General features: G+C 64.7%; 21 protein-coding genes. 7 read left to right on the top strand and 14 right to left on the bottom strand.

Annotation, left to right across the window (positions count from 1 at the left end; all coding sequences use genetic code 11):
• Positions 1 to 33: 33 nt before the first annotated feature.
• Positions 34 to 942 (bottom strand): FAD-dependent thymidylate synthase, encoded by a 909-nt coding sequence (thyX, locus tag WA237_RS14980; RefSeq protein ID WP_336098608.1) that lies wholly within the window; start codon positions 940 to 942, stop codon positions 34 to 36.
• A 150-nt stretch (positions 943 to 1,092) separates the two neighbouring features.
• Here thyX and WA237_RS14975 point away from each other — a divergent pair, with 150 nt between their 5' ends.
• Both WA237_RS14975 and WA237_RS14970 read left to right on the top strand, forming a co-directional pair.
• Positions 1,093 to 1,521: a VOC family protein gene (locus WA237_RS14975; RefSeq protein ID WP_336098606.1), complete on the top strand. Its 429-nt coding sequence runs from the start codon at positions 1,093 to 1,095 to the stop codon at positions 1,519 to 1,521.
• A 26-nt stretch (positions 1,522 to 1,547) separates the two neighbouring features.
• Positions 1,548 to 2,312 (top strand): DUF1194 domain-containing protein, encoded by a 765-nt coding sequence (locus WA237_RS14970; protein WP_336098603.1) that lies wholly within the window; start codon positions 1,548 to 1,550, stop codon positions 2,310 to 2,312.
• Here the strand turns inward: WA237_RS14970 and WA237_RS14965 are convergent.
• From WA237_RS14965 to WA237_RS14955, 3 genes are all read right to left on the bottom strand, one after another.
• Positions 2,306 to 2,818, bottom strand: a complete 513-nt coding sequence (locus WA237_RS14965) for a MarR family winged helix-turn-helix transcriptional regulator (RefSeq protein WP_009814639.1) — start codon at positions 2,816 to 2,818, stop codon at positions 2,306 to 2,308. The two genes, WA237_RS14970 and WA237_RS14965, sit on opposite strands and share 7 nt — an antisense overlap.
• 142 nt (positions 2,819 to 2,960) lie before the next feature.
• Positions 2,961 to 3,227 carry a succinate dehydrogenase assembly factor 2 gene (locus tag WA237_RS14960; RefSeq protein WP_009814638.1) on the bottom strand — a complete coding sequence of 89 codons (267 nt, stop codon included), beginning with the start codon at positions 3,225 to 3,227 and terminating at the stop codon, positions 2,961 to 2,963.
• Positions 3,224 to 3,619, bottom strand: a complete 396-nt coding sequence (locus WA237_RS14955; RefSeq protein ID WP_286905829.1) for a helix-turn-helix domain-containing protein — start codon at positions 3,617 to 3,619, stop codon at positions 3,224 to 3,226. The genes WA237_RS14960 and WA237_RS14955 overlap by 4 nt, the downstream gene beginning before the upstream one ends.
• Positions 3,620 to 3,704: 85 nt before the next feature.
• On the opposite strand from WA237_RS14955, the gene WA237_RS14950 reads away from it, so the two are divergent.
• Together WA237_RS14950 and WA237_RS14945 are read left to right on the top strand one after the other, a co-directional pair.
• Positions 3,705 to 4,907, top strand: coding sequence for a pyridoxal phosphate-dependent aminotransferase (locus tag WA237_RS14950; RefSeq protein ID WP_336098602.1), 1,203 nt, complete (start codon positions 3,705 to 3,707; stop codon positions 4,905 to 4,907).
• Between the two features lie 133 nt (positions 4,908 to 5,040).
• Positions 5,041 to 5,472 carry a hypothetical protein gene (locus tag WA237_RS14945; protein WP_009814635.1) on the top strand — a complete coding sequence of 144 codons (432 nt, stop codon included), beginning with the start codon at positions 5,041 to 5,043 and terminating at the stop codon, positions 5,470 to 5,472.
• A 39-nt stretch (positions 5,473 to 5,511) separates the two neighbouring features.
• Here WA237_RS14945 and WA237_RS14940 read toward each other — a convergent pair whose 3' ends face one another.
• From WA237_RS14940 to WA237_RS14895, 10 genes are all read right to left on the bottom strand, one after another.
• The gene (locus WA237_RS14940; protein WP_336098599.1) at positions 5,512 to 6,873 is read right to left on the bottom strand and encodes an MATE family efflux transporter; all 1,362 of its coding nucleotides are present in this window, start codon (positions 6,871 to 6,873) and stop codon (positions 5,512 to 5,514) included.
• A gap of 332 nt (positions 6,874 to 7,205) precedes the next feature.
• Positions 7,206 to 8,510 carry an amidase family protein gene (locus tag WA237_RS14935; protein WP_336098598.1) on the bottom strand — a complete coding sequence of 435 codons (1,305 nt, stop codon included), beginning with the start codon at positions 8,508 to 8,510 and terminating at the stop codon, positions 7,206 to 7,208.
• The gene (locus WA237_RS14930; protein WP_336098597.1) at positions 8,507 to 9,385 is read right to left on the bottom strand and encodes a LysR family transcriptional regulator; all 879 of its coding nucleotides are present in this window, start codon (positions 9,383 to 9,385) and stop codon (positions 8,507 to 8,509) included. The genes WA237_RS14935 and WA237_RS14930 overlap by 4 nt, the downstream gene beginning before the upstream one ends.
• 23 nt (positions 9,386 to 9,408) lie before the next feature.
• Entirely contained in the window at positions 9,409 to 10,062 is a 654-nt protein-coding gene (locus WA237_RS14925) for a DUF2848 domain-containing protein (RefSeq protein ID WP_216016389.1), read from the bottom strand.
• A 21-nt stretch (positions 10,063 to 10,083) separates the two neighbouring features.
• A complete protein-coding gene (locus tag WA237_RS14920; protein WP_336098595.1) occupies positions 10,084 to 11,364 on the bottom strand; it encodes a TRAP transporter large permease in 1,281 nt (426 codons plus the stop codon).
• Positions 11,361 to 11,894 (bottom strand): TRAP transporter small permease subunit, encoded by a 534-nt coding sequence (locus WA237_RS14915; protein WP_009814629.1) that lies wholly within the window; start codon positions 11,892 to 11,894, stop codon positions 11,361 to 11,363. The genes WA237_RS14920 and WA237_RS14915 overlap by 4 nt, the downstream gene beginning before the upstream one ends.
• A 15-nt stretch (positions 11,895 to 11,909) precedes the next feature.
• The gene (locus WA237_RS14910) at positions 11,910 to 12,947 is read right to left on the bottom strand and encodes a TRAP transporter substrate-binding protein (protein ID WP_336098594.1); all 1,038 of its coding nucleotides are present in this window, start codon (positions 12,945 to 12,947) and stop codon (positions 11,910 to 11,912) included.
• A gap of 67 nt (positions 12,948 to 13,014) precedes the next feature.
• Positions 13,015 to 13,854 carry a putative hydro-lyase gene (locus tag WA237_RS14905; RefSeq protein ID WP_336098593.1) on the bottom strand — a complete coding sequence of 280 codons (840 nt, stop codon included), beginning with the start codon at positions 13,852 to 13,854 and terminating at the stop codon, positions 13,015 to 13,017.
• Positions 13,855 to 14,064: 210 nt separating this feature from the next.
• The gene (locus tag WA237_RS14900; RefSeq protein WP_336098591.1) at positions 14,065 to 14,982 is read right to left on the bottom strand and encodes an MYG1 family protein; all 918 of its coding nucleotides are present in this window, start codon (positions 14,980 to 14,982) and stop codon (positions 14,065 to 14,067) included.
• A 135-nt stretch (positions 14,983 to 15,117) separates the two neighbouring features.
• On the bottom strand, positions 15,118 to 15,429 hold the full coding sequence (locus tag WA237_RS14895) for an ETC complex I subunit (RefSeq protein WP_040618074.1): 312 nt from the start codon (positions 15,427 to 15,429) through the stop codon (positions 15,118 to 15,120).
• Positions 15,430 to 15,644: 215 nt separating this feature from the next.
• On the opposite strand from WA237_RS14895, the gene WA237_RS14890 reads away from it, so the two are divergent.
• The 3 genes from WA237_RS14890 to WA237_RS14880 all read left to right on the top strand — a co-directional run bounded on the left by WA237_RS14890 (position 15,645) and on the right by WA237_RS14880 (position 19,143).
• Positions 15,645 to 16,583, top strand: coding sequence for a LysR family transcriptional regulator (locus tag WA237_RS14890; RefSeq protein WP_336098590.1), 939 nt, complete (start codon positions 15,645 to 15,647; stop codon positions 16,581 to 16,583).
• A 125-nt stretch (positions 16,584 to 16,708) separates the two neighbouring features.
• Entirely contained in the window at positions 16,709 to 18,160 is a 1,452-nt protein-coding gene (locus WA237_RS14885) for an aldehyde dehydrogenase family protein (RefSeq protein WP_336098588.1), read from the top strand.
• A complete protein-coding gene (locus tag WA237_RS14880; RefSeq protein WP_009814622.1) occupies positions 18,157 to 19,143 on the top strand; it encodes a membrane dipeptidase in 987 nt (328 codons plus the stop codon). Before WA237_RS14885 ends, WA237_RS14880 begins: the two co-directional genes overlap by 4 nt.
• Positions 19,144 to 19,149: the final 6 nt, after the last annotated feature.

Raw genomic sequence — 19,149 nt, 5'->3', positions numbered from 1 at the left:
CGTTTGCTCTTTGGCAGTCTGCCGTCTGCCCGCTTAGCCCTTCAACGCCGCCTCGAACTCGCGCCATTCGCCCTTGGACATGCCCGAGTTTTCCTGCGTGACCTCTTCGCCCTTGATCATCCGGCGCACACAGTCGAGCGCGCCGGACGACAGGGTCGCACCGCCCATGCGGTAATCCTCGAAGGCCTTATAGGCAAAGGGCACCCAGTCGGCGACGATCTTGCACAGCTCTTCGGCATAGACGCGGATTTCATATTGCGCATGGGCATCGGCCCGCAGCCGCAGGAAATGCAGCAGATTGTGCAGATCGACCTTCCAATACCATTGCGTATAGATATTGGCGGGCAGGTTCATCCGCGCCAATTCGCGGGCAAGCCCCTGCTGGCCGTCCTGGCCGATCATTTCCTCGTAATGGTCATAGGCGCGCATCGCGTCGTCGCGCAGATAGCGCAGCACGCGCTCGGCCTCCTCGCCCTCGAGCGCCTCGCCCCGGCCTTGATTGTTGACCACCGATTGCGCCGCGAGATGTTCCGGCGCGGGGATGTAGAATTCCCGATCGAGGATCGAATAGCGGGCGGAATATTCGTTCACATTGGCGGTGCGGTGGCGGATCCATTGCCGCGCCACGAAGACCGGCAGTTTCACATGCAGCTTCACTTCGCACATCTCGAACGGGGTCGAATGCCAATGGCGCATCAGATAGCGGATCAGCCCCTCGTCATTCTGGACGCTTTTGGTGCCCTTGCCATAGCTGACCCGCGCCGCCTGGGTGATGGCGGCATCGTCGCCCATATAGTCCACCACCCGCACGAACCCGTGGTCGAGCACCGGATAGGCGGTGTAGAGATGCCCCTCCATCCCATCCGAGACGACCCGGCGGGTGGGCCGTGTCTCCGCACGTTGCGCGTCGATTTCGGATTGCTGTTCGGGGCTCAGGGGCATGGGGCATCCTTTCTCTGGGGCATGAATCGCTATCTACTACATCTTGCGGTCGGATGGGATAGTTTTCGCCATATGACGGCAAAATCGCCCCTCGACAGGCGCGATGCGCCCGCTATCCTTTAAGAGAACATCAGGAATAGAAAAGAGGCTTTGCCGGTGAAATATCTGCACACGATGGTCCGCGTGAAGGATCTCGAGGCGTCGATGCGCTTTTACGAATTGCTCGGGCTGCGCGAGACCCGCCGCTATGACAGCGAAGAGGGCCGGTTTTCGCTGATCTTCATGGCGCCGCCGGGACAGGAGGACTGCCCGGTCGAGCTCACTTATAACTGGGATGGCGATGACGCGCTGCCCTCGGACAGCCGCCATTTCGGCCATCTCGCCTATGAGGTCGAAAACATCTATGCCACCTGCCAGCAGCTGCTCGACAATGGGGTGGTGATCAACCGGCCGCCGCGCGATGGGCGGATGGCCTTTGTGCGCAGCCCCGACAATATCTCGATCGAGCTGTTGCAGGCGGGCGATCCGCTGCCCGCCGAGGCGCCGTGGTCGGCGATGGAGAACACCGGACATTGGTGAGGGCGTGGCGCGTCATAGGGCGCGCCTTGTGGCGCGGGCTGGCCGGGCGGGTTCTGCCCTCTGCCCTCGCGCTGGCGCTCGCGGCCTTGCCGCGGGCAGCCCAGGCTGACTGCCGGCTGGCGCTGGCGCTCGGGCTCGATGTCTCGGCCTCGGTCGATGCCGATGAATATGAGCTGCAGCGTCTCGGCCTCGCCGCCGCGCTCGATGCGCCGGATGTGCGCCACGCGATCCTGTCGGGCGCGCCGGGCGATGTGGCGCTGGCGGTGTTCGAATGGAGCGGGTTTTTCCAGCAGACCCTGCATCTCGACTGGACCTGGTTGCGCAGCCATGCCGATATCGACCGGGCGCGCGCCGCGCTGGCGGGCATGGAACGCGGTCATGATGATTTCCCCACCGCCATCGGTCAGGCGCTCGGCTATGGCGGGGCGCTCTTGGCGCGCAGCCCCGATTGTGCGCGCCGGGTGCTCGATCTGTCGGGCGACGGGGTGCATAATCACGGCTATGGGCCGGGGGCGGCCTATCGCAATTTCCCGCTGCGCGAGGTGACGGTGAACGGGCTGGTGATCGGCCCCGATCCCGAGCTGGAGGCCTATTACCGGCGCAATGTTCTCTTTGGGCCGGCCGCCTTCTTGATCCAGACCAGCGATTTCGCCGGGTTCGAGGCGGCCATGACCCGCAAGCTCTATCGCGAGATCAACGACACGATGGTGGGCGGGCTCAGCAGACCCGAACCGCGCCAACTGGCGCTGGCCATGGCGCGGGACCACCGCGCCAACCCGCATCTTCAGTAGATATAGCGGATCTGATCCGACCAGTAGCGTTCGACCCGGCGCAGCGCGGCGGCGATCTGATCGATGCCATCGGCGCCGAGCACGCCCTTGCCGCGCAGCCCCTCGGCATGGCGCGCGAAAAGCCCCGCCACCACATCGCGGATTTCCTTGCCCTTGGGCGTCAGGCGCACCCGCACCGAACGGCGGTCAATCTCGCAGCGCTGATGGTGCATATAGCCCATATCGACGAGCTTCTTGAGGTTGTAGCTCACGTTGCTGCCTTGGTAATAGCCGCGCGTCTTAAGCTCTCCGGCGGTGACTTCATTGTCGCCGATGTTGAACAAGAGCAGCGCCTGAACGGCGTTGATCTCGATCACGCCGACGCGTTCGAACTCATCCTTGATGACATCCAGCAGCAGCCGGTGAAGCCGTTCGACCAATGACAACGCGTCCAGATAGGCGGACATGAAGCCCTGGTCCGAGGCGGGCGGGCTCAGGGGGGTGTGCAAACTCATATCAATCTCCATGCGATCCTGCTCGGGGGGCAAGACTGCGCGAGATTGCCGAATAATCGGTTAAACCCACCCAATAGCTTGTAAAATGCGAGCTATTTTATCACCGCAGCGGGTGCGGAAGGCTTTCTTGCAAAGAAAGCCCTCCGAAATCCTGTCAGGATTTCGCCGCCTCTGACGGGGCGGCGATCTGCGCGATCAGCCCGGCAAAGGGCTCTGGCGCGGGGGTCTGCCCCGTCACCCAAGCATAGAGATCCTGATCGTTTTCCTCGAGCAGCCGATCATAGAGATCGAGCCCCTCTTGCGGCATCGACGCCAGTTCCGCCTCGGCAAAGCGGGTCAGGAGAATGTCCATCTCCTTGATCCCGCGCCGCATCGACCGCATGGTCAGCCGCTTGAGCCGGATATCGCGCGGCTCGCTCATGCGTCGAGCACCGCCGAAATCTGGGTCTCGAGCCGCTCGATCCGCGCCGCGCTGCGGGTGAGCACCGCCTGCACCTGCCGCAGCTCGCGCAACAGATCATCGAGCGTCGCCTCGGAGGCCGCGCTTTCGCCCGGCGCTTCGGGCGCATCGCCATCGCCAGAAATCAGCCACAGGATCGAGACATTGAGCAGCCCCGCCAGCATCGACAGCCGGTTGGCGCGCGGCTCGGAGAGGTCGTTTTCCCATTTCTCGATGGTCTTTTCCTTGACGCCAAGACGCCGCGCCAATTGCGTCTGGGTCATCCCCGAGGCCTCGCGCGCCCCTGCCAGGCGATCCCCGAATGTGGTGGCATCGGGGTCATACCAGGTCTGTTCGCTATCCGTCTCGGTCATGAAATCCTCATCTTTCGTTCTGGCTTGATCAATCATAGGCGCAAACCTATGACAGCGGGAGCGATCTTTCAAACCGGAGTCGATCATGAGCATCCTGTCGGACACACTCGCCCGCGTAAAACCCTCGCCCACCGTGGCGGTCACCACCCTCGCGAACGAGCTCAAGGCCGCCGGCAAGGATGTCATCGGCCTCGGCGCGGGCGAGCCGGATTTCGACACGCCCGAGCATATCCGCGCGGCCGGCAAACGCGCCATCGACGAGGGCAAGACGCGCTACACCGCCCCCGACGGCATTGCCGAGTTGAAACAGGCGATCTGCGACAAGTTCAAACGCGATAACGGGCTCGACTATATGCCGAAACAGGTGTCGGTCGGCACTGGCGGCAAACAGATCCTCTACAATGCGCTGATGGCGACGCTGAACCCCGGCGACGAGGTGGTGATCCCCGCCCCCTATTGGGTGAGCTATCCCGATATGGTGCTGCTCGCCGGTGGCACGCCGGTGGTGGCCGAGGCCTCGCTCGAGAGCCGGTTCAAGCTGACCCCGGACCAGCTCGAGGCGGCGATCACCCCCAAGACCAAATGGTTCATCTTCAACTCGCCGTCGAACCCGACCGGCGCGGGCTATAGCCGTGACGAGCTCAAGGCGCTGACCGATGTGCTCTTGCGGCACCCGCATGTCTGGGTGATGACCGACGACATGTATGAGCATCTCGCCTATGACGGGTTCGAATTCTGCACCCCCGCCGAGGTGGAACCGGCGCTCTATGACCGGACGCTGACCTGCAATGGCGTGTCCAAGGCTTATTGCATGACCGGCTGGCGCATCGGTTATGCCGCCGGGCCCGAGCCGCTCATCTCCGCCATGCGCAAGATCCAGTCGCAGAGCACCTCCAACCCCTGCACCATCTCGCAATGGGCGGCGGTCGAGGCGCTCAACGGCTCGCATGAGTTCATCGCCGCCAATAACGAGGTGTTCAAACGCCGCCGCAACATGGTGGTCGAGCGGCTCAACGCCATCGAGGGCATCACCTGCCCGACGCCCGAGGGCGCGTTCTATGTCTACCCGTCCATCGCCGGGCTGATCGGCAAGGTGACGCAGGGCGGCACCAAGATCGCCGATGACGAAACCTTCGCCAAGGCGCTGTTGGAGGACAAGGGCGTCGCGGTGGTCTTTGGCGCGGCCTTCGGTCTCTCGCCGAATTTCCGGGTGAGCTATGCGACCTCTGACGCGGCGCTCGCCGAGGCCTGCGACCGGATCGAAGCCTTCTGCAAGGGGCTCAGCTGAGCCCCGATCGGGGAGACAGGGTCACGCGTTTTTGACGCGGGGTTAATTTGTTTTTCAGATGCAAACTGCTACAGTTACCGCACCGGCCCCGGCGCGGCTGGACAAACGATGACCCGTCAAGAGGCAACATCACATGAGCGGTGATCTCCCCGAGTATTACTTTCGCGTGCGCGAAAACGGTGCCTTTGTCTATCGCATCGACACCGCAAACCGGCAGCGCCGCATCGACATGGATCAGATCGCCGTGGTCAATATCCGCAACGGCCAGGTCAAGCCGCATGGCGACCGCGAGCTGTCGGATGCGGATATGGCGGCGATCTCCGACTGGATCGAAGAGCGCACAGAGGTGCTCGCCTGGCGCGAGATCGACGACATTCACCGCGCGGTGGATTACCTCAACCTGACGACCCATTGGGCGCAGTCCAAGGCCAATGACGAACAGCTCGAGGCGGTGACTGACGCGCTTTTGCTGGCGATGCATGATCTGCGCGCGGTTCTGGTGCGCAAGAAGGCCGATCGGCTCTTGGCGGAAACCGGCACCGCAGAGGATGACGACGAGGATTAACCCTCTCGCCGACCCCGGCCCTGGCCCTGGCCCCGCCCCTCAGGCGCTGACGCCGCGCCCGGAATAGAGGAAAAAGCGCAAGAGCAGGAAACAGGCCGCCAGCAAGAGGCCCAGCGCCAGCCCGAGCCAGACACCCAAGCCGCCAAAGTCAAAGACAAAGCCCAGCACATAGCTCGCGCTGATCCCCACACCCCAGTAGCAGATGACCGCCAGCACCAGCGGCACCACCGTGTCCTGCACCCCGCGCAAGAGGCCGAGCGCCATGATCTGCGCGCCGTCCACCACCTGAAACAGCGCCGCCCCGAACATGAGCACCACCCCCGCCGCCAGCACCGCGCCGCGGTCCGGCACATCCGAGCCGAGAAAGAGCCCGACGAGCTGTTGCGGCAGGCTCAGAAACAGCGCCACCGCGCCCAGCGCCGCCACCCCGGAGAGCACGAGCGCCACAAGCCCGCCGCGCCGCAGCCCCGGCCCGTCCCGCCGGCCAAGCGCCTGCCCCGCCCGGATCGTCGCCGCATTGCTGAGGCCCACATGCACCATGAAGGTCACCGCCGATATCTGCAGCACGATGCCATGCGCCGCGAGCTGCACGGTCCCGAGCCAGCCCATCATCACCGTGGCGGCGGCAAAGAGCCCCGATTCCATCAGATTGGTGAGGCCGATCGGCGCGCCGATCCGCGCCACATCGCGCAGCGCCCCCCAATCGGGCCGCCAGAACCGGCCAAAGAGATCATGCCCCGCCTGCATCCCCGCCGCATAGAGCATGAGCGCCAGCGCCGAGGCCGCCGCCACCATCACCGAGGCCACCGCCGCGCCGCGCACCCCCAGCTCGGGAAAGCCGAGATTGCCAAAGATCAGCAGCCAGTTGATCGCGATATTGAGCGCCACCGCCGCCAGCGTCACCCAGAGCACGATCTGCGTCCGTTCCAGCGCCGAGAGATAGCTCTTGATCACCATCACCAAAAGCGCCGGGATCAGCCCCCAGCCCGCGAGGCGCAGATAGGCCCCGGCGACGCTGGCGACCGCATCGGTCTGCCCGATGGCGCGCAGGATGCTCTCTGACATGTAGAGCACGGGAATCAACACCGCCGCATAAGCCATTGAAATCCAAAGGCCCATCCGCGTCACCCGGCGCACTTGCAGGGGCTCGTGGCTGGCATGGGCGCGGGCCACCATCGGCATCACCGCCAGCGCAAAGCCCGAGCCCACGATAAAGATCACAAAGAACATCGTGCTGCCGAGCGCCTGCCCCGCCAGCGCCTCGACGCTATAGCGGCCAAGCATCACGGAATCGGTGAGGTGAATGGCGATCTGCGCCAGATGGCTGCCCACCAGAGGCAGCCCCAGCCGCAGCACCTGTGCCGCGTGGTCGCGGTCGCTCAGCGTCTCGATCTGGCTCATGTCCTGCTCCGTCCGGCCCAAATGGGGCGCGCGCCCGCGCGTCTGTGCCCGGCCCTCAATCTCGGGCGCGGGGTGTTACAAAATGAAAGACCCGCCAATGGCGGGCCATCGGACGGGGGGAAATGATCTGGCTGGCGCTGATAGTCTGCAGATGAGAGCTGCGCGTTCCCAAGGATCTCCTTGGGGCGGCGCAGGTGATCTGCCAGGCGGCCCGGATACGAGGCGCAGTTAAGGCCAGACATATTTCAAAGTAAAGACCCGGCCGCACAAATTTTGGGCGGCACGGGTCTCGCGGTCACAGCCGGGTCTCAAGACCGGTCTCAGCTCGGGCCTCAGCCCGCCAGCACCGCCTCGCAAGCTTCGGCCAGATCGAGCAGCGCGGTATCGCGGCCATGGCCTGCGATCATCATCACGCCGATCCAATCGCCCGCATGGGCATAGGGCAGCGAGATCGCACAGCCGTCCATCACATTGGCGATGGTCGGGTTGCGCAGCGCCTGCAGATTGACGCGGCCATAGGTTTCGTCATCTTCCATCGCGGCGAAGCTCGGCGGCAGGATCGGCACCGTCGGCATCAAAAGAACCCGACCGGCGAGCTCGGCCTCAAAGGCCTCGATCAGCGCCGCCCGCTGGTTGAGCGTCTGCCGATAGCCCACCGCGCTCGTCTCTTCGGCGCGCGCCATTCGGCTCGCCACGCGCGGATCGAACAGATCGCGCTGGCTCTGATAGGCGTCGTCATATTCGCCCCGGCATTCCACCGCCGAAAACTGCCAGACCGCCAGCGATTTCATCGCCTCAAGCGATGTGAGGCTGGCGCGGCTGACCTTATGCCCCGCCGCCTCGATCCGTGCCACGGCGGCAGCAAATCCTGTCGCCACCGCAGGTTCCAGATCCTCCATGCCGAAATTCTCGGGGATGACAAATTCACGGACGAGCGCATTGGGCGTGCATTTCGTCGGCTGTTTCAGCGCCTCATAGCCCAGCCGCACATGGGCCACGCTCCGCGCCATCGGCCCGACACTGTCGAGACTGCGCGACAGGGCGAGACAGCCGCGCCGCGACACGCTCGCTTGCGTCGGTTTGAACCCGACGATGCCGTTGAACGCCGCCGGAATGCGCAGCGAGCCGCCGGTATCGGTGCCAATGGCAATGTCGCACAGCCCCTGCGCCACGCTCACCGCGCCGCCCGAGCTCGACCCGCCTGGAATTGCCCCGGGATAGCGCGCGTTTTCCGGCGTGCCGTAATGCGGGTTGAGGCCGAGCCCGGAATAGGCGAGCTCGGTCATATTGGTATGGCCCATGATCACCGCCCCCGCCCGGCGCAGCCGCGCCACCGCCTCGGCATCCTCTTCGGCAGGCGCGTTTTCGGCCATGAACCGGGTGCCGGCGCGGGTCACATGGCCCGCCACATCAAAGAGATCCTTGATCGACACCAGCGCGCCGGCCAGCGGACCGGCCAGCGTACCGGCCTGCGGCCCGGAGGCCTGCGCCGCCGCGTGCGCCGCGTCGCGGGCATCTTCGGCAAAGGTCTGGGTAAAGACATGGCGGGTGTCCGGCCCGCCCGTCTCCACCCGCGCCAGCGCGGCATCAAGACGGGACAGCGCCGTGGCGGGCGACCAGGGGTTTTCTTGGCTCATAGTGTCTTCTCGCTGAGATAATTGGAGGCGCTGGCCACCGCGATATCGGCGGCACGGGCGCAAAGCTCGCTCCGGGGGTCCCCCAGAAACGAGGCGGTAAAATGCAGATCGTCAAGCTTCCAGCCGGGATCAAAGGGAACGATCCGCCCCTGCCGCACAAGCTGTTCGGCAAATTGATGCGGGAAGAGCCCGACCCCGATGCCCGAGGCCACCATCTCAAGCCCGGCATGGATCGAACTGGTGGGGAACATCTGGGTGGAATGGCCATAGCGGTCGATGAGCTGACGGCGCAGGTCGCGATAGGGGCGCGAATTGCGGTTATAGCTCACCACCGGCGTGCTGCGCAGGTCCGGCTCGGGCCGGTTGGCGGGCCGGAACCAGGTGAGCGCCACGGGCGGCAGATCGACATTGTCCACCGTGTGATCGGAAATCGGCCCCATCATCAACGCCAGATCGAGAGACCGCTCCATCAGTTGCTGGCGCAGGTTGACCGAGACATCGACGACGATCTCGACCCGGATGCGCGGATAGGCCTCATAGAGCGCCGACAGGAACTTGGGCAGCCAGAGCTGCACGATGGTCTCTGCCACCCCGATGCGCAGCAGGCTGTCCTCGGCCTCGGGCGGCACCACATCGGCCTTGATCCCTTCGACGAGGTCGACGATCTTTTCCACGTAATCGCGCAGCAACACGCCCTTCTTGGTCAGGGTCACGCCGCGCTGCGCCCGTTCAAAGAGCTGCAGCCCCAGCGATTGTTCGAGCGCCGCAATCCGCCCCGACACCGCCGGTTGCGAAATGTTCATCTCCTGCGCCGCCCGGCGCACCCCGCCAAGCCGCGACACCCATAGAAAGGTGATCAACTGGTCGAGCGTCATGGCGCGGTGCTCCTCTTTTGGGGTCAGGCGACGATTGGCAGCACCCGCACCGCATAGTCAAGGCGGATCGCCTCGCCGGTCTTCGGATCGCTGAGCGACATGCGATAGCGCGCCGCCGGACGCACCCCGCCGCGCGCCCCGAGCGTGCCACAGAGCATCGCCGCATTGCCGCCAAGCCCCGAGCCGCTCAAGAGCTCCGCCAATGGCCGGATCGCGGCCAGCGTGCCCTCCTGATAGGTGACCCATTCGCCACCCTCTTCGATCTCGCAGAGCAGCTGCAACTCATCGAGCCGGTCCTTCACCGCGTCAAACGCCCAGACCTCGCGCGCCATCGGCTTGGCACAGGCCTGTTTCGAGGCGGCCACGGAATAAACCTCGAGATCGCGGTCGGTATGGTCCGACGCCAGCCCGAGCCAGAGCGTGCCGTCTTGCTGGATGAGCAGCGGCTCGACCTCGCCGGAACTGCCCGCGCCCTGCACTTCGATCAGATCCGACTGCGTCAAGAGCCCGTTCGACACCCGGTAATAGAGCGGCACCTGCGACGGCGGCGCCACGCCGAGCGCGGCCAGCTCGTCAATGTGATGCTGCACCGCCGCCGCATCGCGCCCGGTCCAGCCCGCGACATAAAGGTGATCGACCGTCAGCGTGACGGGCTGGCCTGCATGGGTAACTTTCATTCGTTCGGTCCTAATCTGGTCTCAAAGAGTGTTGGGAAGAAACAGCGCAATCGCCGGAAAGAGGATCAGCAGCCCCACCATCACCAGCATCGCCAGCGCATAGGGGATGACGCCCAGCATCACATCGGTGAGCGGTCCCTTCTCGCGCGAGCCTTGCACCACATAGAGGTTGAGCCCCACCGGCGGCGTGATCAGCGCCATTTCGACGAGGATGATCATCAGAATGCCGAACCAGAGCTTGTCATAGCCAAGCTGCTCGACGATCGGCACCACGATCGGGATCGTCGCCACCATGAGCGACAGCGTCTCGATGAAGAAGCCGAGCACGATATAGATCACCACGATCACCAAGAGCGTGGCGAGCGCGCCCATCCCGAGATTGCCGAGGAAATCCTGCAAGGCCCGGCTCACCCCGGCGGCGGTCAGCACAAAGTTGAGCACATAGGCGCCGATCACCACCAGCATGATCATCGCGGTGGTGCGCACTGTGCCCAAGAGGCTCTCGCGCACCATCTCCCAGGTGATCCGCGTCTGGGTCGCGGCAATGGCAAAGGCCATGGCGACGCCGATGGCGGCGGCTTCGGTGGGCGTGGCCCAGCCGGCATAGATCACGCCGACGATGGTGCCAAACAGACCCAGGAGCGGCACGAGATCGACGAGCACCGCCATCCGCTTGCCCCAGGTGGCCGAGATGCCCGGCCCGCCGAGCGACGGTTTGATGACGCAGAAAATCACCGTCACCACCATGAACAAAAGCGCCAGCATCAGCCCCGGCACCAGCCCCGCCAGAAACAGCTTGGGGATCGAGGTCTCGGTCAGAAACCCATAGACGATGAGGTTGATCGAAGGCGGGATCATGATGCCAAGCGTGCCGCCCGCCGCAATCGCGCCCGAGAAAAGCTTGGGATCATAGCCGAGCTTGTCGGCCTGCGGCGTCGCCACCGAGGCCACCGTCGCGGCGGTCGCCACCGACGATCCCGAGGTCGCCGAAAACAGCGTCGCGGTGGCGATATTGGCATGGATCAGCCCACCGGGAAGCCAGGACACCCAGGCCTCGAGCGCCGCATAGGTGCGCCGCGCCACGCCGCTGCGGACAAGGATCTCGCCCAGAAGCACAAAGAAGGGAATGGCGATGAGCGTCGCGCTGTTGGACGACGACCAGACCACCTGCCCGAGCCCCCGCATCAGGGGAAAGGGGCTGAAAAACGCATCAATGCCAAAGGCGAGCAGAAAGAGAACGATGCCGACCGGGATCGACATGGCCAGCAGGGCAAACAGCCCCCCGGATGTAAACAGGATCATATCTCACCTCGCGTTCCGGCGAATTCATCAATTTCCGCATGTTTGCCGCCTGCCAGAAACACACAGACCACCACGGCCAGCACCACGCCCGAGAGCGCGAACCAGAGCCAGCCCGCCATCCAGAGCGACTGTGGAATCCACAGCGGCGTCTCCAGCGTGGTGTTGGCGGTCGAGCCGTTCTTGATCGACTTGGCCAGCACTGGCCAACCGCGATAGCCGATGGTCACCGCCACCGCCGCCAGCGACAGGATCGACACCGCGTCGAACCAGGCCCGCACCGGGGCCGAGCCCCGGGCGCGAACCAGGTCGATCCGCACATGCGTGAGGTTGGTCAGGGCATAGCTCATGCCCCAACTGGTCGCGATGGCCATGGCATAGCCCGACAATTCGTCGGTCCCGCCAAGCGACAGGCCAAGAGGCCTGGCGACGACATCAAACAGGGTGACCGAAACGCTCAGCAACAGCAGCAGACCCGCCGCCAGCGCCAGCCGTTCATTCACCCGCCCGAGCAGGATGAGAAGCTGTGTCATCGCCAGACCCGCCGCTTAGTTGAGCGGGATTTCGACGCCGGCGGTCTTGCCCACGGTGTCGTTCCAGCGTTGACCCCAATCGCCACCGGCGCGCTCGGCCCAGTCGGGCAGCACTTCAGTCACGAGGATGTTGCGCGCGGTCTCGGCATCGGCCGCGGAGGCCTCGACGAGGATCATGTCGCGCGCCTCGGTCGGGCAGTCGCCCTGCCCGGTGAGGCAGGCCACATCGGTGGCAAGCGCATCTTGCGCGCTGGCCCATGCGGGGGCTTCGAGCTCTTCACTCACGGCCTTTTGCACCAGCGCCTTGTCCTCATCGCTGAGCGAATTCCAGCGGTCCATGTTCATCGCGGTGACCACCGGGTCCCAGCCGCCAAGCGGGATGGGCATCAGATGGGTCGACACTTCCCACCAGCCGGCGCTATAGCCCGAACCCGCGCCGGTCACGGCACAATCGACCACGCCTTTTTGCAGCGCGCCCGGCACTTCGCCAAAGCCCACGCTCACCGCTTCGGCGCCCAGCGCCTCGAGAAGCTTGCCGGTCATCCGGCCCGAGGCGCGGATTTTCTTGCCCTTCAGGTCCTCGAGCGAGCCGATCTCGGCGTTGCAGAACACCACCTGCGGCGGATAGGGCGCGACGCCCAGAACCTTGGCGTTGAACACATCGGCATAGATGTCGTCGATCATCGGGCGCGCCGCCTCGACCATCGCCTGCGCCGCTTTGGCATCGGCGGCGATCAGCGGCACATCGAGCCCTTCGAGCGCCGGGGTGTCGGCCACCGCGTAATCGGCCACGGTCATGCCAACGTCGAACACGCCTTCGCCGAGCATCCGGTAGACGTCGCCGCCCTTGATGCCCATCTGGTCATGGGTGGTCAGGTTGGCGCTCATCCGGCCATCGCTCATCGCGGGCAGTTTCTCGGTCCAGAAGGGCTGTTCATATTGCTTGTGCAGCGGCAGGCCGCTCCAGCTGCCGACCACCGAAAATTCTTCGGCCATGGCGGTGCCGCCGGTGACGGCGAGGGTTGCGGCCATCAGGCCCAGTGTCTTTTTCATCTCGTTTCTCCTTGTTGAACCCGTGGTAAAGCGTCGTGTTGAACCGTCTTCGCACTCGCACGCATGGTCACTGTGCCGCCCGGCCCCAGCCCGGCGGCGCTATCTCATCGGCATCGGTGATCAGCATCGCACCGGGCGCATGGGTGATGGCGATCTCCGGCGCGGCCTGGGTCACCGCCATTTGCGAGGTGACGCCACAGCCCCAGAACACCGGCACTTCGCCGGGCTTGAGACTGACCGCATCGCCCCAATCGGGCCGCATCACGTCCTGGATGCCGATGGTGGCCGGATCGCCCGCATGAATGGGCGCGCCATGGGCATGGGGGAACTGACGGCAGATCTCGGCCACCCGGTCGACCTGATCCTCGCGCACCGGCCGCATGCTGACCACGGCCGGGCCGGAAAACACCCCCGACGGCACGGTCGCGATATCGGTGCGATACATCGGCACGGTCACATCTTCCTCGATATGGCGCATGCCGATCCCCTCGCGCATCAGCGCATGTTCAAAGGTGAAGGAACAGCCGATGGCAAAGGCCTGAAAATCGTCGCGCCAGAGCGCCGAAATATCTTGGCGCCGCTCGACCGTCTGACCGGGGCGATAGACGAAGAACAGCGGCAGATCATGGCGCAGGTCGATCTCGGCGCCCAAGGTAGGCAGATGCGGCTGCCCCGGCTCCGACACGCCCAGGAGCGGGCAGAACACCGGGTTTTCTTCGCAAAACGTCTGAAACTCCGCGCCATAAGAGGCGGGGAGGATCACCATATTGCACTGCAGCCGCCCGTCACACAGCCCCGCCGTCGGCCCCGCATAGCGGTTCTCGCGCATCGCGCGGCGCACCTCTGTCAGAGACAGTGGCGCGAGATCGGCATGGCGCAGCTTGGGCAGAGTGATCGGCGATTCCATTCGGGCCTCCTGATAGGTCCCGAAGCATGCCGAATTTCTGGTATAAGATAAAACTGTATTTTTCGATCAATTATGATCGCAATATCCGATCACTTGCCAAACAGCAAACCCCACCGCGTCCGCACCGCTATCCCGCGGCGCAGGCCCAATAGGCAAAAAATCCCGCTATGTAACAGGTTACAGCGCGACGCTCATCCGCCGCGCGGAGGGCTAGCCCGCCTCGGCCACCGCCAGATCGGCCAGCGCCATCACCGCCTCGCGCGTCGCCGCCACGGCAATGAATCGCCCGTTGTGACAGAATTTCGCGCCCGCGACCCCGCTCGCCTCTTCCAGCGCCGCATCGGTGAGCCCGGCCCAGGCCTCGGGCAGATCGGCCCGGTTCTCGAAACTGCCGCCCGATTTGCGAATGGTGGTGAGCGCCCAATCCTCGCCGCGCGGATGCACCACGAACATGAGATGATCCGCCCCCGCCTTCTCGACCGCCGAGCGAAACGGCATCCCCATCGGCAGCTCGAGCACCCGCGACGCCCCCGCCGCGACAATCGCCTCGCTGACCATCGCCTCGGCCCGGCGCTTGGCCGCGCGCGCCCGCACGCCCGCCTCGACAAAGGCCCGCGCCACCGGCAGCGCTTCGGCAAAGGCCCGGTCATCCGCCGCCTCGCCCCGGTCGTCAAACACCGGCTTCAGCGTCTCCAAGAGCTCAGGCAGGGTCATCCCCGCCAGCGCCCCGGCCTCCGAGGGATCAATCGCGCCATTGTCCAAAAGATCGACCGGCAGCACAAAGCCGCGATCAAAGGCGGCATGGACCTCTTCGATATCCGCCTCCGGCACCGCCAGCGCCCGCAGATAATCGCGCCCGTAATGATGCCAGATCAGCCCGAAAGAGCTATAGGGTTGGCCATCCTCGCGCAGCGGGTTGGGCCGCTGATGATGATCGAAGAGCCGCGCCGCGGCGTCATAGCCCCGACCCACGTCATAGATGATCCGCCCCGCCCCCGGCGTGATCCACTCGGCCTCGCGCGACCGAACGATCGTGGCCTCGGGATAGAGCCGGCTGAGCACCACCGAGGACAAGAGCTCATCGGCATGAAACCCGCCGGAATGGGTGACGAGATGGGTGATCTGCATGGCGCAGGCCTTTCGAGACAGGGGACCGCAGGGTGTGGCATCGGTCCCGCCAATGCCTGCGGCTCTGAGAGGGAAATCTTGAAAAGATTTCCATTCGCAGTCTTTTCAAGACTGCGGTGGGCCGGTTACCGGGGCTTAATGGGTCCAGACACCACGCCGGTTGGTGGCGAAATTTTCCCCATAGCCGCCGGGGCGGATGTTGGGCTTGCGCGTCTTGGGCTCTTGCACCACGGCGTCGATCCCATGCTCCTGGGCATAGTCGAGCGCGGCCTCCTTGGTGGGGAAATTGATCCGCACCTGGGCCTGCGTGTCCGCCGAAGAGGTCCAGCCCATGAGCGGGTCCACCGCCCGCGCCTGATCCGCCACATATTCCAGAACCCAATGTTTGGTCTTGGCCGTGCCCGACGACATCGCAGTGCGGGCCGGGCGGAAAATACGTGCAGACATGGCATACTCCTTGATCCAGTCCGGTTATTTCAAATTCCCCGGCCACGGGCAAGATGCGAAATCCCGCGCCGCCCCGGCTCTGACCCCCGGCGCAGTTCTTTTCCAACACGGCTTATGGCAAAGTAAAGGAAATGCCCTTAGCCTGCCCTGAAACCTGCCCAGAGGCCTGCCCCTAGCCTGCCCTGGCACATGCCGCCCCATCCAAGGAGAACGCGATGGCGATCAAGATCGAGATGCTGCGCTGTTTCCGGGCGGTTGCCGATCACGGCAGCCTTGCGGACGCGGCCGATATGCTGGGGCGCACGCCCTCGGCGGTCTCGATGATGCTGCGTCAGTTCGAGGATCACATCGGCGCGCCGCTGTTCGAATCCGCCCGCAAATCGCGGCTCACCCCTCTGGGCGAGCTGATCCGCGCCGAGGCCGAGCGCGAGCTTGATCATTTTGAACGCACCGTGCGCAGCATCGAGAGCCTGTCTCGCGCCGAACATGGCAATGTGCGTCTCTCGGCCACGCCTTCGGTGGCGCAGGTGATCCTGCCGCCGCTGCTCAAATCCTTCATGCAGGAGTTTCCCGGCGTCCGGGTCGAGATCAGCGATACCGATAGCGCCACGATTCAGCGCGACCTTGCCGCCGGGCGCGCCGACATTGCGCTCGCCTCCATCGGCCCGATGCAGGGGTTTGACCGCGAATTGGTGCTGACCGATGCCTTTGGAGTGGTCTGCCCCGTCGATCACCCGCTGGCGCAGAACTGGTCGCGGCTCGACTGGGCCGATCTCGCCGATCACCGCTTTATCGCCAATGGGCTCTGCCAGCATATCCCCGACCCGGGGTTTCAGCCGATCCTCGACGGCTCGACCCTCTTTGTGCGCAACACCGCTTCGATCCTGAGCATGGTGCGCGCCGGGGCGGGCATCTCGATCCTGCCGGAACTGTCGATCCTGCCGGAATTTCTCGATCTCGAATTTCTGCCGCTGCAACAATGCGAGACCCGGCGCGAGGTCTGGATGCTCACCCCGCCGCAGATGATGCAGACCCCGGCCACACGGGCGCTGGTCGCCGCCCTGCGCGCCGCCGATCTCGACCGCGCGACGCTCAAACCCGTGCGCCCGCGCAGCATGTCACCGCGCCCCGGCGGTGGCCCAACTATGGCCTGAGGCTAAAATTCAAATTAACTGAATATTTTTCAAGTTTTTTGCATTTGCCTTAACGGGTCTTTCCGGTCTTGATGTGGGCAACCGCCCTCTTGGGGCGTCTTTCCTTTCATATCGCGGGTGATGTCATGACCGAGCTTCAGAAAAACTATATTGCGGGCCAATGGGTCGCGGGCCAGGACGCGGTCGAGAATCGCAACCCCTCTGACCTGTCGGACCTCGTCGGCACCTATGCGCAGGCCAGCGCCGATCAGCTCGACGCAGCTCTCGACGCCGCCGCCAAGGCGCAGGCGGAATGGGCCGGCTACGGGCTCGAGCGCAAACAGGCGGTGCTCATGGCCATCGGCACCGAGATGATGCAACGCGCCGAAGAGCTCGGCACGCTCTTGAGCCGCGAAGAGGGCAAGCCGCTCGCCGAAGGCCGTGGCGAGGTCTATCGCGCCGGGCAGTTCTTTACCTATTACGCCCATGAAATCCTGCGCCAGATCGGCGAGAACGCCGACAGCGTCCGCCCCGGGGTCGAGGTCGATGTGCGCCGCGAACCGGTCGGCACCGTCGCGGTGATCAGCCCGTGGAACTTCCCCACCGCCACCGCCAGCTGGAAAATCGCCCCGGCGCTCGCCTATGGCAATGCGGTGATCTGGAAACCCGCCAATATCACCCCGGCCTCCGCCGTGGCGCTCACCGAAATCATCGCCCGTCAGGACATCCCCGCCGGTCTCTTCAACCTGGTGATGGGCGCGGGCCGCGATGTCGGCCAGCGCCTGGTGGAAAGCCCCCGCGTCGACGCCATCTCCTTCACCGGCTCGGTGCCGGTGGGCCGGGGCATCGCCTCGGCGGCGGTGGGCAATTTCACCCGCGTACAGATGGAAATGGGTTCGAAAAACGCGCTTGCCGTGATGGATGACGCCAATCTCGATCTGGCGGTGAGCCTGGCGCTCGGCGGCGCTTTTGGCGGCACCGGCCAGAAATGCACCGCCTCGTCGCGGCTCGTTGTCCATGCGGGCATCCATGACGCCTTTGTCGAGAAACTCATCGCCGGGGCCGAGGCGATGAAGGTGGGCCATGCGCTCGCCGAGGGCACGCAGATGGGCCCGGTGGTGAGCCAGCAGCAGCTCGACGAAAACCTCGCCTATGTCGAGCTTGGCCGCTCTGAAGGGGCCGAGCTGGCCTGCGGCGGTCTGCGGCTCGAGCGCGAGACCGAGGGCTATTACATGTCGCCCGGCGTCTTCCTCAACACCCGCAACGACATGCGCATCAACCGCGAGGAAATGTTCGCGCCGCTGACCAGCGTGATCCGCGTCGACAGCTATGACGAGGCGCTGGCCACCGTCAACGACACCAATTTCGGCCTCACCGCCGGGATCGTCACCCAAAGCCTCGCCCGCGCCACCCATTTCCGCCGCAACGTCCGCACCGGCGTGGTGACCGTCAACCTGCCCACCGCTGGCACCGATTACCACGTCCCCTTCGGCGGGCGCGGCGACAGCTCCTTTGGCCCGCGCGAACAGGGCGTGCATGCCCGCGACTTCTACACCGTGGTCAAAACCGCCTATATCGCCGCTGGAGAGCCCGCATGACCTATCGCATCGACTGCGTGCAATATGCCAATTGGTCCGAGAAAATCTTTCGCCAGATGCGCGAAGGCGGCGTCGATGCGGTCAACGCCACGATCTGCTATCACGAGAATTTCCGCGAAACCGTGCAGAACATGGCGCAGTGGAACCGCTGGTTCGAAACCTATCCCGATCTGATCTTCAAGGGCCGCTGGGCCAGCGATGTGAAACTGGCGCGCGACACCGGCCGCACCGCCATCTTCCTGAGCTTCCAGAACGCCTCGCCCATCGAGGATGACATCGGCCTCGTCGAGATCCTGCACGAGCTCGGCGGTCGTTTCATGCAGCTGAGCTACAACAACCAGTCGCTGCTCGCCACCGGCTGCTACGAGGCCGAGGACCCCGGCCTCACCCGCATGGGCAAACAGGTCATCCGCGAAATGAACCGCGTGGGCCTCGTCGTCGACATGAGCCACTCGGCCGACCGCTCGACCATCGAGGCGGCGGATCACTCGGAACGTCCGATCACCATCACCCATGCCAACCTGCACAGCTGGCAACCGGCCCTGCGCAACAAGCGCGACGATGTGGTGCGCGCGGTGACGCAAAACGGCGGCATGATGGGCTTTTCCATGTACCCCCATCACCTCAAGGGCAAAACCGACTGCACGCTCGAGGAGTTCTGCGCCATGATCGCCACCGCCGCCGACCGCTTCGGCGTCGAACATTTCGGCATCGGCTCGGATCTGTGCCAAGATCACCCCGACAGCGTCGTCGAATGGATGCGTGTCGGCCGCTGGTCCAAGGAGATCGACTATGGCGAAGGCTCCGCCGCCGCCCCCGGCTTCCCGGATCAGCCGCATTGGTTCCGCGACAACCGCGACTTTGGCAAGATCGAGGACGGGCTGCGCCAGATCGGCTTTGCCCCCGACGAGGTGGCCGGGCTGATGGGCGGCAATTGGTATCGTTTCTTTGACACCAACTTCACCCCCGCCAAGGCAGCGTAACGGGAC

The organism is Roseovarius sp. CH_XMU1461 (genome assembly GCF_037027165.1).
Classification (GTDB): Bacteria; Pseudomonadota; Alphaproteobacteria; order Rhodobacterales; family Rhodobacteraceae; genus Roseovarius; species Roseovarius nubinhibens.
The sequence above is the reverse complement of the archived record's forward strand: the minus strand, read 5'-3'. Positions and strand labels throughout refer to the sequence as shown.

What these genes read in the sequence shown, in the direction of transcription:
- WA237_RS14955 (WP_286905829.1), bottom strand. Translation starts at nt 3,619, where the DNA reads ATGACCGAGACGGATAGCGAACAGACCTGGTATGACCCCGATGCCACC.
- WA237_RS14945 (WP_009814635.1), top strand. Translation starts at nt 5,041, where the DNA reads ATGAGCGGTGATCTCCCCGAGTATTACTTTCGCGTGCGCGAAAACGGT.
- WA237_RS14925 (WP_216016389.1), bottom strand. Translation starts at nt 10,062, where the DNA reads ATGAAAGTTACCCATGCAGGCCAGCCCGTCACGCTGACGGTCGATCAC.
- WA237_RS14935 (WP_336098598.1), bottom strand. Translation starts at nt 8,510, where the DNA reads ATGAGCCAAGAAAACCCCTGGTCGCCCGCCACGGCGCTGTCCCGTCTT.
- WA237_RS14880 (WP_009814622.1), top strand. Translation starts at nt 18,157, where the DNA reads ATGACCTATCGCATCGACTGCGTGCAATATGCCAATTGGTCCGAGAAA.
- WA237_RS14905 (WP_336098593.1), bottom strand. Translation starts at nt 13,854, where the DNA reads ATGGAATCGCCGATCACTCTGCCCAAGCTGCGCCATGCCGATCTCGCG.
- WA237_RS14890 (WP_336098590.1), top strand. Translation starts at nt 15,645, where the DNA reads ATGGCGATCAAGATCGAGATGCTGCGCTGTTTCCGGGCGGTTGCCGAT.
- WA237_RS14900 (WP_336098591.1), bottom strand. Translation starts at nt 14,982, where the DNA reads ATGCAGATCACCCATCTCGTCACCCATTCCGGCGGGTTTCATGCCGAT.
- thyX (WP_336098608.1), bottom strand. Translation starts at nt 942, where the DNA reads ATGCCCCTGAGCCCCGAACAGCAATCCGAAATCGACGCGCAACGTGCG.
- WA237_RS14950 (WP_336098602.1), top strand. Translation starts at nt 3,705, where the DNA reads ATGAGCATCCTGTCGGACACACTCGCCCGCGTAAAACCCTCGCCCACC.
- WA237_RS14910 (WP_336098594.1), bottom strand. Translation starts at nt 12,947, where the DNA reads ATGAAAAAGACACTGGGCCTGATGGCCGCAACCCTCGCCGTCACCGGC.
- WA237_RS14940 (WP_336098599.1), bottom strand. Translation starts at nt 6,873, where the DNA reads ATGAGCCAGATCGAGACGCTGAGCGACCGCGACCACGCGGCACAGGTG.
- WA237_RS14965 (WP_009814639.1), bottom strand. Translation starts at nt 2,818, where the DNA reads ATGGAGATTGATATGAGTTTGCACACCCCCCTGAGCCCGCCCGCCTCG.
- WA237_RS14895 (WP_040618074.1), bottom strand. Translation starts at nt 15,429, where the DNA reads ATGTCTGCACGTATTTTCCGCCCGGCCCGCACTGCGATGTCGTCGGGC.
- WA237_RS14885 (WP_336098588.1), top strand. Translation starts at nt 16,709, where the DNA reads ATGACCGAGCTTCAGAAAAACTATATTGCGGGCCAATGGGTCGCGGGC.
- WA237_RS14930 (WP_336098597.1), bottom strand. Translation starts at nt 9,385, where the DNA reads ATGACGCTCGACCAGTTGATCACCTTTCTATGGGTGTCGCGGCTTGGC.
- WA237_RS14960 (WP_009814638.1), bottom strand. Translation starts at nt 3,227, where the DNA reads ATGAGCGAGCCGCGCGATATCCGGCTCAAGCGGCTGACCATGCGGTCG.
- WA237_RS14915 (WP_009814629.1), bottom strand. Translation starts at nt 11,894, where the DNA reads ATGACACAGCTTCTCATCCTGCTCGGGCGGGTGAATGAACGGCTGGCG.
- WA237_RS14920 (WP_336098595.1), bottom strand. Translation starts at nt 11,364, where the DNA reads ATGATCCTGTTTACATCCGGGGGGCTGTTTGCCCTGCTGGCCATGTCG.